Below are 19,528 nucleotides of genomic sequence, written 5' to 3' on the forward strand. Positions count from 1 at the left end.
AATAAAACAACCCGAGCTTCCCAGACGCTTCGCTAGCCTCAAATTTGGTTCTATGGGCTTCTCCATAGATTTCAGTTTGAACTTCTAGTGAATAATCATCAATGTCACTTGGCGTTAACTGTCTCAGCACAAGCTAAAGAGGACTTAAAAAAGCGGTTATCCGATAAACAGAAGTTGAGGTAGAAAATACCGTTGCGGCGAAGCGTATAAGGAAGAGTACAAAAGTTGGTGTATCCCATCATGTATCCCACTTAACGTGAAATGCAGACGGAACACACCAACTCATTGTTTTTAAAGAGGAGTGGAGTTGACCGGTAAGCCGGGTTCTGTCGTGGACAGTCATTCCTCTAGGCCAGCAATCGCTCACTGGCTCAAGCAGCCTACCCGGGTTCAGTACGGGCCGTACCATGTGAACCCCTATTTGGCCTTGCTCCGGGTGGAGTTTACCATGCCACGAACTGTTGCCAGCCGCGCGGTGCGCTCTTACCGCACCCTTTCACCCTTACCTGATCCCACTTACGCGGGCCATCGGCGGTTTGCTCTCTGTTGCACTTGTCGTAGGCTTGCGCCTCCCAGGCGTTACCTGGCACCCTGCCCTATGGAGCCCGGACTTTCCTCCCCTTCACCTGTCTCCCCCGAAAGGGACGGCAGCGAAGCGGCGACTGTCTAGTCAACTCCGCGGCGGATTATAATGGCATTATGATTGAATGTCATCTTCCTGTTGCACTTGAACATCATCTAGCTGTTCAAGTGCGTGCTTATAAAGCGCATTCTTCTTTACGCCATGAATTTCAGCAGCCAGAGCCGCCGCTTTTTTCAGTGGTAACTCTTTTTGCAACAACGCTAAAGTGCGCAAGGCCGCAGCAGGTATTGCATCATCGGCTTGTACTTTATGCCCTTCGACAATCAAGACCATTTCACCACGGCGGCGGGTTTCTACTTCCTGAACCCAAGCCAATAACTCGCCAACGGGCGCGCCGTGGATGGACTCCCACGTTTTGGTCAACTCTCTGGCCAGTACCACATAGCGTTGTGGGCCAAGTACGGTTACCATGTCCTGTAAACTTTCCAACAAGCGATGGGTTGATTCGTAGAAGATCAGTGTTCGAGGTTCCTCAATCAGCGCTTGCAGAGTATCCTTACGTCCTTTGGTTTTCGCTGGCAGGAAGCCTTCGTAGCAAAAACGATCTGAGGCAATACCGGCGGCTGAAAGTGCTGTAATCGCCGCACACGCACCCGGTAATGGCACGACGCGGATGCCAGCTTCACGGCAGCGGCGCACTAAATGGTAGCCCGGATCGTTGATAAGTGGCGTACCTGCATCTGAAACCAGCGCAATACTCTGGCCCTCTTGCAGTTTTGCCAGTAAATGATCGGCTTTTTGTTGTTCGTTATGGTCATGAAGTGCAAACAGGCGGGCGTTGATCGCGAAATGCTGTAACAGCAACCCTGTATGACGTGTATCTTCTGCCGCAATCAAATCAACGCTTTTCAGTACCTCTAACGCCCGGTGGGTAATATCCCCTAAATTACCGATTGGGGTAGGTACCACATAAAGTGTAGATGCAGAAATCACTGCTCGATCGTGTTGATTCATTGTTTCATCCGAATTACCGATTTAATATTGAGCATCTTGAAAAAAACATCACTGGATACAGTATGCTTTCCTCAACATTCGTTCGTTCCAAAGCAGGGTTTGTCCCTGTTGTCCTGGCTGCGTTGATACTGGCAGCTTGTTCAGGCAGAGCACCACAGACGCCACCGCCCGTCAATATACAGGACGAAGCAAGCGCTAACTCTGACTATTATCTGCAACAGTTGCAACAGAGCAGTGATGATAACAAGGCTGACTGGCAATTACTTGCCATTCGTGCCCTGTTACGCGAAGGGAAAGCCCCTCAGGCAGCAGAACAGCTTGGTACTTTGCCTGCTAATCTGAGTGACGCACAGCGCCAGGAACAGCAATTACTGACTGCAGAACTGTTGGTTGCCCAGAAAAACAATCCTGCGGCTGCCGACATTCTTGGCAAGCTGGATGCAACACAACTCTCAGCAAATCAACAAGTTCGCTTCTATCAAGCACAAATCGCTGCCAATCAGGGTAAAGCTACCTTGCCACTGGTGCGCGCATTCATTGCTCAAGAACCCCTGCTAAAAGACAAAGCGCATCAAGATAATATTGATGGCACCTGGCAAGCACTGGCGCAGCTCACACCACAAGAATTGAATAACATTGTGATTAACGCCGACGAAAACGTGCTGCAAGGCTGGCTGGATTTACTGCATGTTTATCAGGATAACAAGCAAGATCCTGACATGCTGAAAGCTGCTATTAAAGATTGGCAAAACCGTTACCCACAAAATCCGGCGGCGAAAAATCTGCCAGCGGCATTAACGCAAATCAGTAATTTCAGCCAGGCTTCTACGGCGAAAATTGCGTTGTTACTGCCATTAAGTGGCCCGGCACAAGTCTTTGCCGATGCTATCCAACAAGGTTTTACTGCCGCCCAGAATGGCTTGCCAGTCAACGCCCCTGCGCCTGTAACACCAGATGCAACAGCGGCAAGTACGCCAACAGATGTTGCCACTGCGGCTCCTGTTGCGGATGTCGCCACACCAGCGCCAGTAGCAGCCCCGGTTGCCACCAGCAATGCCCAAGTAAAAATCTACGACACCACCACTCAGCCGGTTGCTGCCCTATTGGCACAAGCCCAGCAAGATGGCGCCACACTAGTGGTGGGGCCGTTGCTGAAACCGGAAGTTGAGCAACTGAGTGCGACACCGAGCACACTTAATATTCTGGCGTTGAATCAGCCAGAAGTCAGCACCAACAGCCCGAATATCTGTTACTTTGCCCTGTCTCCAGAAGATGAAGCCCGCGATGCTGCGCATCATTTATGGAGTCAGGAAAAGAGAATGCCGCTGTTACTGACCCCTCGTGGTGCCTTTGGTGATCGCGTCGCCAAAGCTTTTGCAGAAGAGTGGCAGAAACAAGGCGGACAGACGGTATTACAGCAAAACTTCGGCTCCACGGCTGAACTGAAACAAGCTATTAACAGTGGCGCAGGCATCCGCCTAACTGGCCAGCCGGTTAGTGTTTCAAGCGCACCGGCTGCGGCACCCGCATCTGTGACTATTGCTGGCCTGACTATCCCTGCGCCGCCAGTTGATGCACCGGTCGTCTCAACATCTGCCGGTGGTAACATTGATGCGGTGTATATCATTGCAACCCCTGCTGAGCTGACACTGATTAAGCCAATGATTGATATGGCGACCAGTACTCGCAGCAAACCTGCGCTGTTTGCCAGCTCACGCAGCTATCAGGCAGGTGCAGGACCGGACTACCGCCTGGAGATGGAAGGCATTCAGTTTAGTGATATCCCATTAATGGCAGGCTCGAACCCTGCATTAATGCAACAAGCAGCGGCTAAATATTCCAACGATTATTCGCTGGTGCGTTTATACGCCATGGGTATTGATGCATGGACATTATCGAATCATTTTGCTGAAATGCGCCAAATTCCAGGTTTCCAGGTCAGCGGCACCACCGGTGATTTAACAGCATCAGCCGATTGTGTTATCACCCGTAAATTACCTTGGCTGCAATACCGCCAAGGCATGGTAGTACCGGCGGCGTAAAATGATTCGGGTGACGCCCCTGCAACTTCAAGGATGAAGGAAATATGAACCAAAGGGATACTGGCAAACACTACGAAAACCAAGCCCGCGTCTATCTCGAACGGGCTGGTTTAGTGTTTAAGGCGGCAAATGTCACCTATCAAAGCGGTGAAATTGACCTTATCATGCGCGACGGAGCAACTTGGGTATTTGTTGAAGTTCGCTTTCGTCGCAATGCCCTATTCGGTGGCGCTGCTGCCAGCGTCACTTACAGCAAACAACAGCGGCTACTCCGGGCCGCCGCCATTTGGCTGGCACAACGAGGGGCTTGCTTTGCCACAACACCGTGCCGTTTTGATGTTTTTGCCATCACCGGTAGTCAGTTAGAATGGCTGCCAAACGCCTTCAATACGGATTGATGATTTTTCTCCGGTTTATGCCGGCTATTATATTATTAAGTGGGTTAAATCAACGTGCTGGATAGAATCAAAGGTTGCTTTACAGAAAGTATTCAAACCCAGATTGCCGCGGCTGAGGCACTGCCTGATGCCATATCCCGTGCAGCAATGACATTGGTTCAGTCACTGCTCAACGGCAATAAAATTCTCTGCTGCGGTAATGGGACTTCTGCGGCTAACGCGCAACACTTTGCGGCCAGCATGATAAACCGTTTTGAAACAGAACGGCCTAGTCTGCCAGCTATTGCTTTAAATGCTGATAATGTTGTTCTCACCGCTATTGCCAATGACCGTTTGCATGATGAAGTCTATGCCAAACAGGTCCGCGCGCTCGGTCATGCGGGTGATGTTTTGCTCGCGATTTCGACTCGTGGTAATAGCCGTGATATTGTGAAAGCGGTCGAAGCGGCAGTCACCCGAGATATGACCATTGTGGCGCTTACTGGGTATGATGGTGGTGAACTGGCTGGCCTGTTAGGTCAGCAGGATGTTGAAATCCGCATACCTTCGCACCGTAGCGCTCGGGTTCAAGAATTACACATGCTCACAGTGAATTGCTTGTGTGACTTAATTGATAACACTCTTTTTCCTCATCAGGACGATTAAAGGAGCACGAATGAAGGTTGGTTATATTTTTGCCATGCTATTTAGCGCCCTGCTATTACAAGGTTGTGTCGGTGCTGTCGTTGTTGGCAGTGCAGCGGTGGCAACAAAATCTGCCACAGACCCTCGCTCTGTCGGCACTCAGGTAGACGATGGCACACTTGAGGCCAGAGTCGTCAACGCGCTGAGCAAAGATCAGCAGATAAAAAGCCAAACACGTTTTGTCGTGACTGCTTATCAAGGGAAAGTTTTGCTGACTGGGCAATCGCCAACGGCTGAACTGTCTAACCGCGCCAAGCAAATTGCGGCCGGTGTTGATGGCGCGACAGAAGTGTATAACGAGATGCGTCTGGGTAAACCAATCGATCTGACCACAGCATCAATGGATACCTGGATTACCACCAAAGTGCGGTCACAACTACTGACTGCGGACTCGGTTAAATCCTCCAATGTGAAAGTGACCACGGAGAATGGCGAAGTATTCCTGTTGGGTCTGGTGACTCAGCAAGAAGGGCAATCAGCCGCTCAGATAGCCAGTCAGGTCAGTGGCGTCAAGCATGTCACGACCGCGTTTACTCTCGTGAAATAAATTTTTTTCACGATAAATAACACGATAAATCAAATTGATACGGGCCTAGAGCAATCTAAGCCCGTTTTTTATCTATCCCTAACCTCAAGCCATTAATCTAATGCGTTTCCCTGCAAAAACTCTTTCCCCCCCAATTGCCGCATCTGGCGTAAAATCCACTGCTGGCGGGAAATAACATAACCTGATGGCGCATTAACCTTAAAACGCAGCGGATTAGGCAAAACAGCTGCCAATAAGGCCGCTTCTGATGCGCTGAGTTTACTGGCCGGTTTATTGAAGAAATGACGAGCAGCCGCTTCTACACCAAAAATACCGTTACCAAACTCCGCAATATTCAGATAAACCGTCAGGATACGCCGCTTAGTCCAGACCAGCTCAATGCCGGCGGTCAATCCGACCTCTAGCCCTTTACGCAGCCAACTACGCCCATCCCACAGGAACAGATTTTTGGCAGTTTGTTGCGATAAAGTCGACGCACCGCGAATACGGTTTTGATTGCGCTGATTATGGGCTAATGCTGACTCTATAGCGCCGACATCAAAACCCCAATGCTCGGGGAATTTTTGATCTTCAGCAGCCATTACCGCCAGCGCCATATAAGGCGAAATCTCATCCATCGGCACCCAATCAGAGTGCGCAACGTATGAAAAATCGCCGGTCAGCCAGGCCCCTAGCTGCCTTTCAATCATGACCATGGAAAACGGAACTGGCAGGAAAGCAAAAATCAAAATACCGGCCAACCACAGAGCAACAATGCCGATAACGGCCCGTTTTCCCCAATACCAAAGCCAATTTAATCCACGTCGGGCGGAGATCATTCGGTTAAATCCAACACCTTCGTGACCAGCTTATCAATTCCTTTTGCTGCTTCAGAAATTGATGTTGCCAGCATGTAGGCCGGTGTTGTGACCACTTTATTTTCAACATCAACCACGACATCATCAGCAGGGCAAATAACATGCTCGCCTCCCATAACTTCAATCGCCTCAATGGTATCGGGATCGTTACCAATGGTCAGGCGAACAGGTTGACCTAATAGCTTCGGTAACATAACGGGAGAAATACACATAAACCCAATTGGTTTGTTCGCCTTATGCATTGATTGAGTTAGCTTATATAAATCTGGATCGATAACGCATTCAGAACCCTTAATAGCAAAATCACTGAGGTTCTTCGCTGCCCCAAAGCCACCAGGGACAATAAGGGCATCCAAATCCTCTGAATTGGCGACAGAAAGCGGTTTTATTAGGCCACGGGCAATGCGCGCAGATTCCACTAAAACATTCCGCTGCTCGGTGGATTCTTCACCGGTAAGATGATTAATAACATGGAGTTGCGGCTTATCTGGTGCGAAAAATACAACACGTGCTCCAGCACGATCCAACGCCAATATAGTTAAGACAGCCTCATGTATCTCTGTGCCATCGAAAACACCACATCCGCTCAGCACTACGCCGACTGTTTTCATCACACCTCTCCTTTTCTCACTCTGTCAATTGCTTAACTCGTTCTAGTGACAAAGACGAATCTCTATCACATATTTTAATGAATCTTGTAACAAGAGCGCTTACATTTGCTATGTTATTGCTTGTATGATGTATGGACGAATCCTTACAACCTGCGAATCCATTCGAAATCGAAATTATTATGCCCTAAATAATTCGAGTTACAGAAAGGCGGCAACTAAGTAAATTCCCAATAACTTACATAAGTAAGTCACTGGGGTGAACGAAGGCAGCCAACATATATGCAACTTGAAGTACTACGGGTATCGCAGGTTAACGATTTCCCTGGTGTTGGCGCAGTATTCGCGCACCCCGGCCTCGGTCGGGGTTATTTTTTTTCAGCTTCTGCCGCCCACTCACGTAACACCTGAACATCATTGCGCCATTCTGATTTTAATTCATCGACCCAATCTTGCACGTTGTCCCACCATGCTGGCAGTGTTGGTGTTTGAATTTGCTGTGCAAGCTGCTGGATGTGGCGCAAGCCAACAGAGCCGGCCGCCCCTTTAATCTTATGTGCTTCTTCCGTAATACCCTTTTGATCCCGCGCCGTCATGTTTGAATCCAACACCGCCAAATAGCTCGGCATCATTTGTTCAAACATTTCCAGACTTTGATGAATTAATTGCGGGCCAACCAAATCGATGTATTGTTCCAGCATGGCAGTATCAAGTAACGATTCATGGGTTTGCATCACTTTATGTTCCTGTTTTTTACCAGCAGAAGAAGGCTTATGATCCCAGAATTGCTTAATCATGGCCGTGAGCGCAGGAACTGATAACGGCTTACTCAGCACATCATCCATCCCGGCATCTAAATATTCTTTTTTGTCTTTAAGCACGTTGGCGGTCAAGGCCACCAATGGCGGTAAGGATTGCTGCCCATAATCGGCCCTAATTTGGCGGGCGATATCCAACCCACTCATATCAGGCAATTGAATATCCAGCAGCACTAAATCAAAATCATCTGGTTTGAACATCGCCAGGGCGTCATGGCCGTTCATCGCCACCTCAACACTGTTACCGAGTTTCTCCAACACGGAGCGCGCGACGATGACATTCAGCTCGATATCTTCCACCAGCAGTATGTGAAGAGCTGGGAGCGGGTTCTCATCGCCGGATGGCGCGCTGGACGCGGCCTGCACGGCAGGTGCTTTAATGGTCAGGGTAAAACATGAACCGCTCCCTTGGATACTGTTCACGGTGATATCACCGCCCATGCTTTGCGCCAGGCGTTTAGACACCGCCAGCCCAATGCCCGTACCGGTTGCCGGGCGGCCACCATTACTGTCTTTCACCTGATAATACATGGCGAAAATCTTGTCCTGCTCGTCTTCAGGGATCCCCATTCCTGAATCCTCCACTTCGAAAATCAAGCGGTCATTACTCTCACGCCGAACCCGCACCACAATTTCACCTTGTTGGGTAAACTTCACTGCGTTGCCGATTAAGTTCCATAAAATCTGGCGCAGGCGGGTACCGTCGGTAATCACTTTCTCCGGCAAGGGTAACTGCGGTTCCATAATGAATTTCAGCCCTTTCGGTTGCACCAACAAACCAGAAAGGTTCTCTAAATCCGCCATAAAACCAGTAAAATCAATTGGCTGATTATCCAACTGAACTTTACGCCGCTCCAACTTATCCATCTCAATAATATCGTTGAAGATATTCCCGAGAGTAATAGCACTGACATGAATGGTTTTCAGATATTTCAGTTGTTCGCTGTCTAATTCAGTGTCTAACAAGATACGGCTCAGACCAACAATGCCATTAAGCGGCGTACGCAGCTCGTGGCTGATTGTTGAAATGAAAGTCGTCTTATCCCTGCTGGCATTTTCCAACGCGTCCTGATAGCGCTTACGCTCAGTTATATCGCGCCCAAACCCCATCAGCCCATGTCGTTTACCCACTCGGTCATAAAACGGCACTTTTCGCAATTCAAAACAAGCTTTACGGCCATCGGGATACACCAACCACTGCTCATAAGTCAGAGAAACGTTGTGACGGAAAACTTTCTCGTCGGTTTCCATAACTTTCTCGGCAATATCCGGCGCATAGACATCTTTTGGGGTCAAGCCGACCAACTGTTTCTCACTTTTGCCTGTCAGCAGTTCCATTGCCCGGTTACAGCCGGAGAACTCATTGTCTTCATTACGGTAATAAACCAAATCCGGCGAAGCATCCAAAAAAGAGCGCAATAAAGCCGACTGCTGGCCCAATTCAATTTGCGCCTGCTCGCGGTGGCCCATTTCTTCTTTCAGTTTATCAACCACTTGCAAATGAGCTTTTTCTGCTTTTTCGCGCTCGACAATTTCTTGGTTGAGTTGGGCAATGTTTTCCGTCAGTTGCTTATTCAGCTCCAAATCGCGATAACGCATCACTTCAAGCTTATCCACCAACCGGGATAAGCGCTGGCGCGACTCTTCCAATTGCTCAACCACCACCGACAGGAAATACACTGCCCAAGGCGTTATCAGCAGCCCAAAGAAAATAGAACGCACCAGATCGAGGGTTTCCACCGAGCCACTCAATACGAATGTCACCGCCATCTGAACCACCATGGCGAGCAACACCAGCACAGATGCCAGCAACAGGGAGAAGCGAACTAGCCCTAATTTAACCATTAAATCAACGTAGTACTGGGCTAATACCCTAATTTGCTTCATAGCAACCTCTGTCTGTGTTTCTGGATATCCCCAAGAAATCTGCTCCTAAAGTCATTGAAATTGCAGGTAGGTGGCCAGCAAGCGAACCCCGACAAGCTTACTCAAGTCAGTGATTCGGATAAGTGCGCGCAGCTAACACCCCTACAATTTCAAGCACGAAGGGGATAAATCATACCGCAAAACCAGCAAGAGATAAGATGGCTTCCTCAGAAGTGTGGAAAAGATTGCAAATCATGGTGGGAGATGGGGAAACAATATTTTATACAGGCTAATAATAAGCAAACGGCAGATAACGCCATCAAGCCAAACCAAGGGGAAGTGTGTTGTTGGAGTCACTCTTCATTTCGAATACAAGTGCGCGCATCGCCGGAGCGCACCCTGACAGGCGAGCCCCGAGCAACTCTGTCGTTTAGCCAAACTTTGTTTCAAGCATAACTATAGTCATCCCCAATGGCAGTTCCCTGCACACCGTGTTCAAGCAAATAATTATTCAGCTCATTCATGCCAGTCCAGCGATTCGCGCACCACAATGGCGCAAGCAGTGTCGGCCTACGGGCACTGGCAGAAATCCGGTGATAGACAATTTCGGCGGGGGTATGGCGAATCATTTCACCGGCCGTTATCACATATTCATCCAGCATCAACTCTGACAAACGCCCTGCTCGCCATGCTTTGGCCATGGTGCTGCCGTCCACAATATGCAGCGGATGCAGTTTTAACCCATCGACGCCAGTTGCTACCACTTTATCCAGTGTTTCCATTGCCTGCACTTGGCCCTCACCCGGCAGGCCAACAATCAAATGGCAGCACACTTTCAACCCTCTGGCACGGGCACGGCGAGCAGTTTGCTGGTAGCAAGCAAAATCATGGCCGCGATTAATACGTTTAAGAGTTTTATCATTCGCGGTCTGTAACCCCAGCTCCAGCCAGACTTCATAACCTTGCTGATGATAACCACTCAATAAATCCAACACAGCATCCGGCACACAATCGGGTCGGGTTCCGACGCACAAACCAACAATGTCAGCCTCGGCCAAAGCTTGCTCATACATCGTCGCCAGCGCATTGACCTCTGCATAAGTACTGGTATATGCCTGAAAGTAAGCCAGGTAACGTTTTGCCCGATTGGCTTTTTTTGCCTGTTCTGCTAACTGCTGCGCAATACCCTGCTGCTGCATTTGTTCATCAGCAAATGAGGCCACGTTGCAAAAGGTGCAACCGCCGCGCCCCAGAGTTCCATCGCGATTAGGACAGCTAAACCCGCCGTGTAGCGTGAGTTTATGAATTTTTTCGCCATAGCGGTGCTGTAAATCCGCACCAAACATATTGACTAATTTCTGCAACTGCATAATCTTGGCACTGCCTGTCAAAAAAGAGCTTAAGGCTACCCGCTAGCGATACAATTCGCGATGACAGAGATCAACTCCCATGCCCTTGGGTGCAACTGCGCATAACCATTCACTATAAATGCAAATAAAATCACTTGACCGATGATTAAATTTTCTTATTTCCACCAAGCTCTTAGCGCTTCTATTACAATTCAGTGAAAAATAGTGTTAAACACCAGAAAATATAACACACACAGCACATCACTCTACAATCCCCGTCAGCACTAGCATGGTGCAGAGATTTGTCGATTGCACTATAGTGAGACAGCTCACACTTTGGTATCTACACCACGAAGCGCCCAACAGGGTAAAAACGCCGATAAATCCATAATTTTCATTGTGATAACCCCCCTTATCACCTTAAAGATATATCTTAAGCCTATATTTGACCTGAGTATTCTTTCTCGCTAAGTTGGAAGTCCGCTGGAAGCTTTCTAGACGGGCAAACGTCTAGTCATAATTATGCAGTAATTTAAGACTCCCTCTTAAAACAAGTCTTATACCACTTGTGAGAACCGTCACAAGAGGCCATTTCCGGAGGGCGGAAAAGCAGATTTGCCGCGAAATACGCGCCTGTCAGCTTACCCCGCCTGATGCAAATATGTCCTTCTGGAGTCGGTTTGTGAGAGTCTCGCAGAGCCTGGGGAGGTTCACTGATATGTTGTACGATAAATCCCTTGAGAGGGACAACTGTGGTTTCGGCCTAATCGCCCACATAGAAGGCGAACCTAGCCATAAGGTCGTGCGTACCGCTATACACGCACTGGCCCGCATGCAACACCGTGGCGCGATACTTGCTGATGGCAAGACCGGCGATGGCTGTGGCCTGCTATTACAAAAACCGGATCGCTTTTTCCGGATGGTCGCAGAAGAACGCGGATGGCGTTTGGCCAAAAACTATGCCGTCGGCATGATATTTCTCAGTCAGGACGAAGAACTCGCCAAGGCAAGCCGCCGCATTGTAGAAGAAGAATTGCAAAACGAAACGCTGTCGATTATCGGCTGGCGTGAAGTGCCGACCAACCCTGATGTTCTTGGTGAAATCGCCCTCTCCTCCCTGCCTCGGATTGAACAGATTTTTGTGAACGCCCCTGCTGGCTGGCGTCCACGCGATATGGAACGCCGCCTGTTTGTGGCGCGTCGCCGTATTGAGAAACGCATTGCAAACGACAAAGATTTCTACGTTTGTAGCTTCTCTAACTTGGTCACGATCTACAAAGGCTTGTGTATGCCTGCGGATCTGCCCCGTTTTTATCTTGATTTGGCTGACCTGCGCATGGAGTCGGCAATCTGCCTGTTCCACCAGCGCTTCTCAACCAACACCGTGCCGCGCTGGCCACTGGCTCAGCCATTCCGCTATCTGGCACACAACGGCGAAATCAACACTATCGCCGGTAACCGCCAATGGGCCAGGGCACGTGCTTACAAATTCAAAACACCATTAATCCCCGACTTGCAGGATGCCGCTCCTTTCGTCAATGAGACCGGCTCTGACTCCAGTTCACTGGATAACATGTTGGAGCTATTCCTCAGCGGCGGGATGGACTTGATTCGTGCTATGCGTCTGTTAGTGCCACCGGCCTGGCAGAACAACCCGGATATGGACACTGACCTGCGCGCCTTCTTTGATTTCAACTCCATGCATATGGAGCCATGGGATGGCCCTGCCGGGATCGTGATGTCAGATGGCCGCTATGCTGCCTGTAACCTTGACCGCAATGGCCTGCGCCCAGCGCGCTATGTCATCACCAAAGATAAACTCATCACCTGCGCCTCTGAAGTCGGCATCTGGGATTACCAGCCCGATGAAGTGATTGAAAAAGGTCGCGTCGGCCCGGGCGAATTGATGGTCATTGACACCCGTAGCGGTAAAATCCTGCACTCCGCCGAAACAGATAATGATCTGAAAAGCCGCCATCCCTATAAAGAGTGGATGGAAAAGAACGTTAAGCGCCTGGTGCCATTTGAAGATTTGCCAGAAGATCAGGTGGGTAATCGTCAGTTAGATGACTCACAGCTGGAAACCTATCAGAAGCAGTTCGGTTACAGCAGCGAAGAACTGGATCAAGTCATCCGTGTGCTGGGTGAAATTGGTCAGGAAGCAACAGGTTCAATGGGTGATGACACCCCGTTTGCCGTGCTTTCCAGCGGCCCGCGTATTATTTACGATTATTTCCGTCAGCAGTTTGCTCAGGTCACCAACCCGCCAATTGACCCGCTGCGTGAAGCCCATGTCATGTCACTGGCCACCAGCATCGGCCGCGAAATGAACGTGTTTTGTGAAGCCGAAGGCCAGGCGCACCGACTGAGCTTTAAATCGCCCATTTTGCTGTTTTCCGATTTCCAACAATTAACAACATTGGAAGGGGAGCATTACCGCGCGGATCGGTTGGATCTGACTTTTGATCCGGCTGAGACAGATTTAGAACAAGCGGTATTGGCACTGTGCGAAGAAGCTGAGCGCAAAGTGCGAGATGGCGCCGTGATGTTAGTGCTGTCAGACCGAGCTATTGCGCCTAACCGCCTGCCGGTTCCCGCGCCTATGGCGGTCGGTGCAGTTCAGACGCGCTTAGTAGAAAAAAACCTGCGCTGCGACGCCAACATTATTGTTGAAACCGCCAGTGCCCGTGATCCACATCACTTCGCTGTATTACTCGGTTTTGGTGCGACCGCGATTTACCCTTATTTAGCTTATGAATCATTGGCTAAATTGGTTGATACCCAAGCAATTGATAAAAAGTATCGCGATGTGATGCTTAATTATCGCAATGGTATCAATAAAGGGCTGTATAAGATCATGTCCAAAATGGGCATCTCGACTGTAGCCTCATATCGCTGCGCCAAACTGTTTGAAGCTGTTGGCTTGCATCGTGACCTGTCAGACCTGTGTTTCCAAGGTGTAGTCAGCCGCATCGGCGGAGCCAGTTTCAGTGATTTCCAACAGGATTTACAGAATCTGTCTAAACGCGCGTGGTTGAAACGTAAGCCACTGGATCAGGGCGGATTACTGAAATTTGTCCACAACGGCGAATACCATGCGTATAACCCGGATGTGGTCAGCACCTTGCAAACTGCTGTCCACAGTGGTGAATACAGTGATTATCAGGTTTACGCCAAGCTGGTTAATGAACGCCCAATTGCAACTTTGCGCGATCTGTTGGCTATCAAACCGCAAGGCACTCCGATCCCAGTCGATCAAGTTGAGCCGGCGGAATCACTGTTTAAACGCTTTGATACTGCAGCAATGTCCATCGGCGCACTGAGCCCGGAAGCCCATGAATCATTAGCTATCGCCATGAACAGCCTCGGTGGGTTCTCAAACTCCGGTGAAGGCGGTGAAGACCCCGCGCGTTACGGCACCAATAAGGTTTCCCGCATCAAGCAGGTGGCCTCCGGTCGTTTCGGTGTCACACCGGCGTATCTGGTCAATGCTGATGTTATCCAAATCAAAGTAGCCCAAGGTGCGAAACCGGGTGAAGGCGGCCAATTACCGGGTGATAAAGTCACGCCGTATATTGCCAAACTGCGCTATTCCGTGCCGGGCGTGACCTTGATTTCTCCACCACCGCACCATGATATTTACTCAATCGAAGATTTGGCACAGCTGATTTTCGATTTGAAACAGGTTAACCCGAAAGCCCTGATTTCAGTGAAACTGGTTTCAGAGCCAGGTGTTGGCACCATTGCCACCGGTGTGGCGAAAGCCTATGCCGACTTAATTACCATTGCGGGCTACGACGGCGGCACCGGTGCCAGCCCACTGTCTTCGGTGAAATATGCCGGTTGCCCGTGGGAACTGGGGCTGGTGGAAACTCAGCAAGCGCTGGTTGCCAATGGCCTGCGCCATAAAATCCGCCTGCAAGTGGATGGCGGCCTGAAAACCGGCGTCGACATTGTTAAGGCCGCGATTCTGGGGGCCGAAAGCTTCGGTTTCGGAACCGGGCCAATGGTGGCGCTGGGCTGCAAATACCTGCGTATTTGTCACCTGAATAACTGTGCAACCGGCGTAGCAACCCAAGATGAAAAGCTGCGTCGCGACCATTATCACGGCTTGCCGGAACGTGTGGTGAACTACTTCCAGTTTATCGCCCGTGAAACCCGTGAAATCATGGCTGAGTTGGGTGTTAGCCAACTGGTTGATTTGATTGGCCGTACCGACATGCTGCTTGAACTCGATGGCATCTCTGCCAAACAGAACAAACTGGACTTGTCGCCAATGCTGAAAACAGCAACGCCACATCCGGGCAAAGCCCTGCATTGCACCGAAAGTAACCCTCCGTTCGATAAAGGCTTATTGAACAAAGAGTTATTGGCGCAAGCTGAGCCGCACATTGAAGCCAAGCACAGCAAGACGTTTTACTTCGATATCCGCAACACTGACCGCTCAGTGGGAGCGGCATTGTCTGGCGCGATTGCCACCAAACATGGTGATCAAGGCCTGGCAACTGACCCTATCAAAGCTTACTTCTCCGGGACTGCCGGCCAGAGCTTTGGGGTGTGGAATGCCGGTGGCGTCGAGTTGACCCTGACGGGCGATGCCAACGATTATGTCGGCAAAGGTATGGCCGGTGGCCGCATCGCGGTACGCCCTCCAGTCGGCTCCAACTTCCGCAGTCATGAAGCCAGCATTGTCGGCAACACCTGCCTGTATGGTGCCACTGGCGGTAAATTATTCGCCGCTGGCCGCGCCGGTGAGCGTTTCGCAGTACGTAACTCCGGTGCAATTACTGTAGTTGAAGGTATCGGCGATAACGGTTGTGAATATATGACAGGCGGTATTGTCTGCGTACTGGGCCGAACCGGAATTAACTTCGGTGCCGGTATGACCGGCGGTTTCGCTTACGTTCTTGATGAAGACGGTGAATTCCGTAAACGTGTTAACCCTGAGCTGGTCGAAGTTCTGGATGTCGACCAACTGGCAATCCATGAAGAGCATCTGCGCGGCCTGATTACTGAACATGTTCAGTTGACAGGTTCTAGCCGTGGTGAAGAGATTCTGGCTAACTGGCCGGAATGGGTGACCAAGTTTGCTTTGGTTAAACCGAAATCCAGCGATGTGAAAGCACTGTTGGGCCACCGTAGCCGTTCCGCAGCTGAGCTGCGGGTTCAAGCGCAGTAAGGGGTTGAAATGAGTCAGAATGTTTATCAGTTTATCGACTTACAGCGCGTAGATCCGCCGAAAAAGCCGCTGAAAATCCGTAAAATTGAATTTGTTGAGATTTACGAGCCATTCTCGGAAACACAGGCGAAAGCACAGGCAGACCGCTGTTTGTCGTGCGGTAACCCCTATTGCGAATGGAAATGCCCGGTTCATAACTACATCCCTAACTGGCTGAAACTGGCCAACGAAGGGCGGATTATGGAAGCGGCGGACTTGGCTCACCAGACCAATAGCTTGCCGGAAGTCTGTGGCCGTGTGTGTCCACAAGACCGCTTGTGTGAAGGGTCTTGTACTCTGAATGACGAATTCGGTGCGGTCACCATCGGCAATATCGAGCGCTATATCAGTGATAAAGCCATTGAAATGGGCTGGAAACCTGATATGTCCCATGTTTACCCAACCGGTAAACGTGTTGCGGTCATTGGTGCTGGCCCTGCAGGGCTGGCCTGTGCTGATGTTTTAGCGCGTAATGGTGTTCAGGCGGTGGTGTTTGACCGTCATCCAGAGATTGGCGGTCTGCTGACCTTTGGTATTCCGGCCTTTAAGCTGGAAAAAGAAGTGATGATTAAGCGCCGCAAAATCTTCTCCGAGATGGGGATTGAATTCCAACTGAATACTGAAGTTGGCAAAGACATCACCATGGATACGCTGCTGAAAGAGTATGACGCGGTGTTCCTCGGTGTGGGGACTTACCAATCAATGCGCGGTGGCCTAGAAAACGAAGATGCATCTGGTGTGTATGATGCGCTGCCATTCCTGATTGCCAACACCAAACAGTTGATGGGCTATGAGGCCGCGCCTCACGAACCTTATATCAACATGCAAGGTAAACGCGTGGTGGTGCTGGGTGGCGGTGATACTGCAATGGACTGCGTGCGTTCATCCATTCGCCAAGGGGCTACCGACGTGGTTTGTGCCTATCGCCGCGATGAAGCCAACATGCCGGGTTCCAAGCGGGAAGTGAAAAATGCCCGCGAGGAAGGGGTAGAATTTAAATTTAACCTGCAACCATTGAGCATTGAAGTAAACAGCAATGGCAAAGTTTGTGGTGTGAAGATGGTTCGAACCCAACTGGGCGCGCCTGATGCACAAGGCCGTAGTGTGGCTGAGCAGATCCCTGGTTCAGAGCATATTCTGCCCGCAGATGCCGTGGTGATGGCGTTTGGCTTCCGCCCACACAGCATGGAATGGTTGGCCGCTCACGATGTAGCATTAGATAAACAGGGCCGTGTCGTGGCTCCGGAGCGCACTGATAATGCTTTCCAGACCAGTAATCCAAAAATCTTTGCGGGCGGCGATATTGTTCGCGGCTCTGATTTGGTGGTTACAGCCATTGCTGAAGGCCGCAAAGCCGCAGAAGGCATCATGAGTTATCTGGAAGTCTGATAGTCAAATCCATCTATACCCAAATAAGTCGAGGGCTGGTTATCCAGCCCTTTTCATTGCTATTTTCCACTGCATATCCCTACTCACTCAAGATTTTGTAACAATCTCAATTGGCCTTATTTGTCACATTTTAATCATGAAGCGCTATAGTAAAGGCCGAGTTCATATTGAATTATGCTTTTAGACTAATACTTCCTGGCCTCACACCGCTATTTTCCGGTACATATTGTTTTGTTACGCTTTGTTTTAAAGAAAGGATTATCTGTTATGAAATCTCACTTACTTTTCATTGCTGGCGGATTGCTGGCGCTTAGTGGCAGCGCATTAGCAATGTCTCTTAATTATCAAGAAGTTGGCTATAACATTGAAGCCCGTGGCGCGCGTGCTGTAGTGGCAGAGTTGGCGAAGGCTGGGCAACTGCCCGCTGTAGAGAATAATATTAAGCTGGGTGATGACAACTGGATTGCCATGGCCCCTAAACTGGTCGATGGTGGAAATGCGAGTTTCACTGCGGGGGTAAAATCAGCACTCTCTTCTGCACTCATTTATAACCCAGCGGCAGTGCTAAAAGCGGTAAGCGACAGTAAAACTCTTACATTATCAGAGATTTGCACTGCACCCGCCGATGCTAAAGACAGTGCTGCCAAAGCCAATTTCCAGCAGCGTGCTACTCATACTCTGTCAACTATCAGAAATAGTGACATGATGAGCCAACGTGATAGCTGCCTGGCCGAATTGAAAAAGTTATCTTAATAGTCATGGTGCGATATAAATAATTAGGGCGGCCAAAGCCGCCCTACTAACACTTTGCCCGGGAAATGAAGGCGACTACTTAACAACTCGCAATGCTGGACGACCACCACTGCGTGGCGGTTGCGGCGGCTCATCATCTTGTGAGTTACCATCATCGCCCTGTGGGGCCTGAGTATCATCCGTTACCAGCATCAAGCTTTCTGTCGGCGCAGTTTCGTTATCTTCCTCTTCCATGCCGACAAAATGACCATCAGCATCAGAATCGTAAGCTTCTTCAGGTTCAAACATGGTGCCTGAACCATTTTCACGCGCATAGATTGCCATCACCGCCCCCATAGGGACAGTCACTTGACGGGGAACACCACCAAAACGGGCATTGAAGCTCACCCCCTCATTACCCAATTCCAGATTACCCACCGCACGCGGTGCCACATTCAATACAATTTGCCCATCACGGGCAAACTCCATCGGCACCGAAACACCCGGCCGAGTCACATCTACGACCAGATGTGGCGTCAGCTGATTATCAATCAGCCACTCATAGAATGCGCGCAACAGGTAAGGACGGCGCGGAGACATATCAGACGTCGCCATAAAAATTAACCCCGGGTTTGCAGGCGCATTTCACGTTCAGCTTCAGTCAGAGAAGCCAGGAATGCATCACGCTCAAACACACGTGTCATATAGCCTTTCAGCTCTTTAGAACCCGCGCCAGTGAATTCAATGCCTAATACTGGCAAACGCCACAGCAGCGGAGCCAGGTAGCAATCGACCAGGCTGAACTCTTCACTCATAAAGTAAGGAGCTTCATTAAACACCGGAGCGATAGACAGCAGTTCTTCGCGTAACTGCTTACGTGCTGCTTCAGCTTCTTGGGCATTGCCTTGTTCGATTTTGTGCAGCAGGGAATACCAGTCATGCTCAATACGGTGCATCATCAAACGGCTGCTACCACGAGCAACAGGGTATACCGGCATCAATGGTGGGTGAGGGAAACGCTCATCCAGATACTCCATGATGATGCGGGATTCATACAGAGTCAGCTCGCGGTCAACCAAAGTCGGCACTGTACGGTAAGGATTGAGGTCAATCAGGTCCTGCGGCAGGTTATCAGCTTCAACCTGCTCAATCTCAACACTGACACCTTTCTCCGCCAGTACGATACGTACTTGATGGCTAAAAATGTCGGTCGGGCCGGAAAACAGCGTCATTACCGAACGTTTGTTGGCAGCGACAGCCATGAAAACCTCCAAGATTATCTAGAAAACAATGCGAATAGCCCACGGTGGACGTTGCTATCCTGAGTCGTTTTACCGCCGGTTCGTAATCCAGGTAGTTGCTGCCGTAAATAATCCTTGGTCGAGATAATAATTCAGCCAGGGAGATACACGGACGCTAACAG

14 protein-coding genes and 1 other RNA gene are annotated in these 19,528 nt (G+C 49.9%); 7 read left to right on the forward strand and 8 right to left on the reverse strand.

All coding sequences use genetic code 11. The annotated features are described in order from the left end of the window. Window positions 1-299: 299 nt before the first annotated feature. Together rnpB and rsmI are read right to left on the reverse strand one after the other, a co-directional pair. An RNA gene (gene rnpB, locus F0T03_RS18890) (RNase P RNA component class A) lies at window positions 300-678 on the reverse strand. A 19-nt stretch (window positions 679-697) separates the two neighbouring features. Further along, window positions 698-1,597, reverse strand: a complete 900-nt coding sequence (gene rsmI / locus F0T03_RS18895) for a 16S rRNA (cytidine(1402)-2'-O)-methyltransferase (protein WP_145555217.1) — start codon at window positions 1,595-1,597, stop codon at window positions 698-700. 62 nt (window positions 1,598-1,659) lie between these two features. Here rsmI and F0T03_RS18900 point away from each other — a divergent pair, with 62 nt between their 5' ends. Genes F0T03_RS18900 through dolP form a run of 4 tightly spaced genes read left to right on the forward strand, consistent with a single transcriptional unit; the run spans window position 1,660 to window position 5,268 of the window. Then, on the forward strand, window positions 1,660-3,639 hold the full coding sequence (locus F0T03_RS18900; RefSeq protein ID WP_159680083.1) for a penicillin-binding protein activator: 1,980 nt from the start codon (window positions 1,660-1,662) through the stop codon (window positions 3,637-3,639). Window positions 3,640-3,683: 44 nt separating this feature from the next. Beyond that, a complete protein-coding gene (locus F0T03_RS18905; RefSeq protein WP_145555215.1) occupies window positions 3,684-4,037 on the forward strand; it encodes a YraN family protein in 354 nt (117 codons plus the stop codon). A 54-nt stretch (window positions 4,038-4,091) separates the two neighbouring features. Continuing rightward, complete coding sequence (diaA, locus tag F0T03_RS18910) at window positions 4,092-4,682, forward strand: DnaA initiator-associating protein DiaA (RefSeq protein WP_004710884.1); 591 nt, start codon at window positions 4,092-4,094, stop codon at window positions 4,680-4,682. Between the two features lie 10 nt (window positions 4,683-4,692). Beyond that, window positions 4,693-5,268 carry a division/outer membrane stress-associated lipid-binding lipoprotein gene (dolP, locus tag F0T03_RS18915; RefSeq protein WP_145555214.1) on the forward strand — a complete coding sequence of 192 codons (576 nt, stop codon included), beginning with the start codon at window positions 4,693-4,695 and terminating at the stop codon, window positions 5,266-5,268. A 92-nt stretch (window positions 5,269-5,360) separates the two neighbouring features. Here the strand turns inward: dolP and mtgA are convergent, their stop codons facing one another. From mtgA to mnmL, 4 genes are all read right to left on the reverse strand, one after another. Continuing rightward, window positions 5,361-6,086, reverse strand: coding sequence for a monofunctional biosynthetic peptidoglycan transglycosylase (gene mtgA / locus F0T03_RS18920; RefSeq protein WP_159680085.1), 726 nt, complete (start codon window positions 6,084-6,086; stop codon window positions 5,361-5,363). Continuing rightward, window positions 6,083-6,736, reverse strand: coding sequence for an isoprenoid biosynthesis glyoxalase ElbB (gene elbB, locus F0T03_RS18925; protein ID WP_159680087.1), 654 nt, complete (start codon window positions 6,734-6,736; stop codon window positions 6,083-6,085). Before elbB ends, mtgA begins: the two co-directional genes overlap by 4 nt. 365 nt (window positions 6,737-7,101) lie before the next feature. After that, a complete protein-coding gene (gene arcB, locus F0T03_RS18930; RefSeq protein ID WP_145555211.1) occupies window positions 7,102-9,438 on the reverse strand; it encodes an aerobic respiration two-component sensor histidine kinase ArcB in 2,337 nt (778 codons plus the stop codon). Between the two features lie 425 nt (window positions 9,439-9,863). Further along, window positions 9,864-10,787: a tRNA modification radical SAM protein MnmL/YtqA gene (gene mnmL, locus F0T03_RS18935; RefSeq protein ID WP_159680089.1), complete on the reverse strand. Its 924-nt coding sequence runs from the start codon at window positions 10,785-10,787 to the stop codon at window positions 9,864-9,866. A gap of 697 nt (window positions 10,788-11,484) precedes the next feature. On the opposite strand from mnmL, the gene gltB reads away from it, so the two are divergent. From gltB to F0T03_RS18950, 3 genes are all read left to right on the forward strand, one after another. Continuing rightward, window positions 11,485-15,945 (forward strand): glutamate synthase large subunit, encoded by a 4,461-nt coding sequence (gene gltB / locus F0T03_RS18940; protein WP_145555209.1) that lies wholly within the window; start codon window positions 11,485-11,487, stop codon window positions 15,943-15,945. A gap of 9 nt (window positions 15,946-15,954) precedes the next feature. After that, window positions 15,955-17,373 carry a glutamate synthase small subunit gene (locus F0T03_RS18945; RefSeq protein WP_159680091.1) on the forward strand — a complete coding sequence of 473 codons (1,419 nt, stop codon included), beginning with the start codon at window positions 15,955-15,957 and terminating at the stop codon, window positions 17,371-17,373. A gap of 267 nt (window positions 17,374-17,640) precedes the next feature. Next, the gene (locus F0T03_RS18950) at window positions 17,641-18,126 is read left to right on the forward strand and encodes a hypothetical protein (RefSeq protein WP_159680093.1); all 486 of its coding nucleotides are present in this window, start codon (window positions 17,641-17,643) and stop codon (window positions 18,124-18,126) included. Window positions 18,127-18,201: 75 nt separating this feature from the next. Here the strand turns inward: F0T03_RS18950 and sspB are convergent, their stop codons facing one another. Further along, window positions 18,202-18,720 carry a ClpXP protease specificity-enhancing factor gene (gene sspB, locus F0T03_RS18955; protein WP_159680095.1) on the reverse strand — a complete coding sequence of 173 codons (519 nt, stop codon included), beginning with the start codon at window positions 18,718-18,720 and terminating at the stop codon, window positions 18,202-18,204. Between the two features lie 5 nt (window positions 18,721-18,725). Next, entirely contained in the window at window positions 18,726-19,367 is a 642-nt protein-coding gene (gene sspA / locus F0T03_RS18960; protein ID WP_025376889.1) for a stringent starvation protein SspA, read from the reverse strand. Window positions 19,368-19,528: the final 161 nt, after the last annotated feature.

It is taken from the genome of Yersinia canariae, assembly GCF_009831415.1.
In the GTDB taxonomy this organism is placed as follows: domain Bacteria; phylum Pseudomonadota; class Gammaproteobacteria; order Enterobacterales; family Enterobacteriaceae; genus Yersinia; species Yersinia canariae.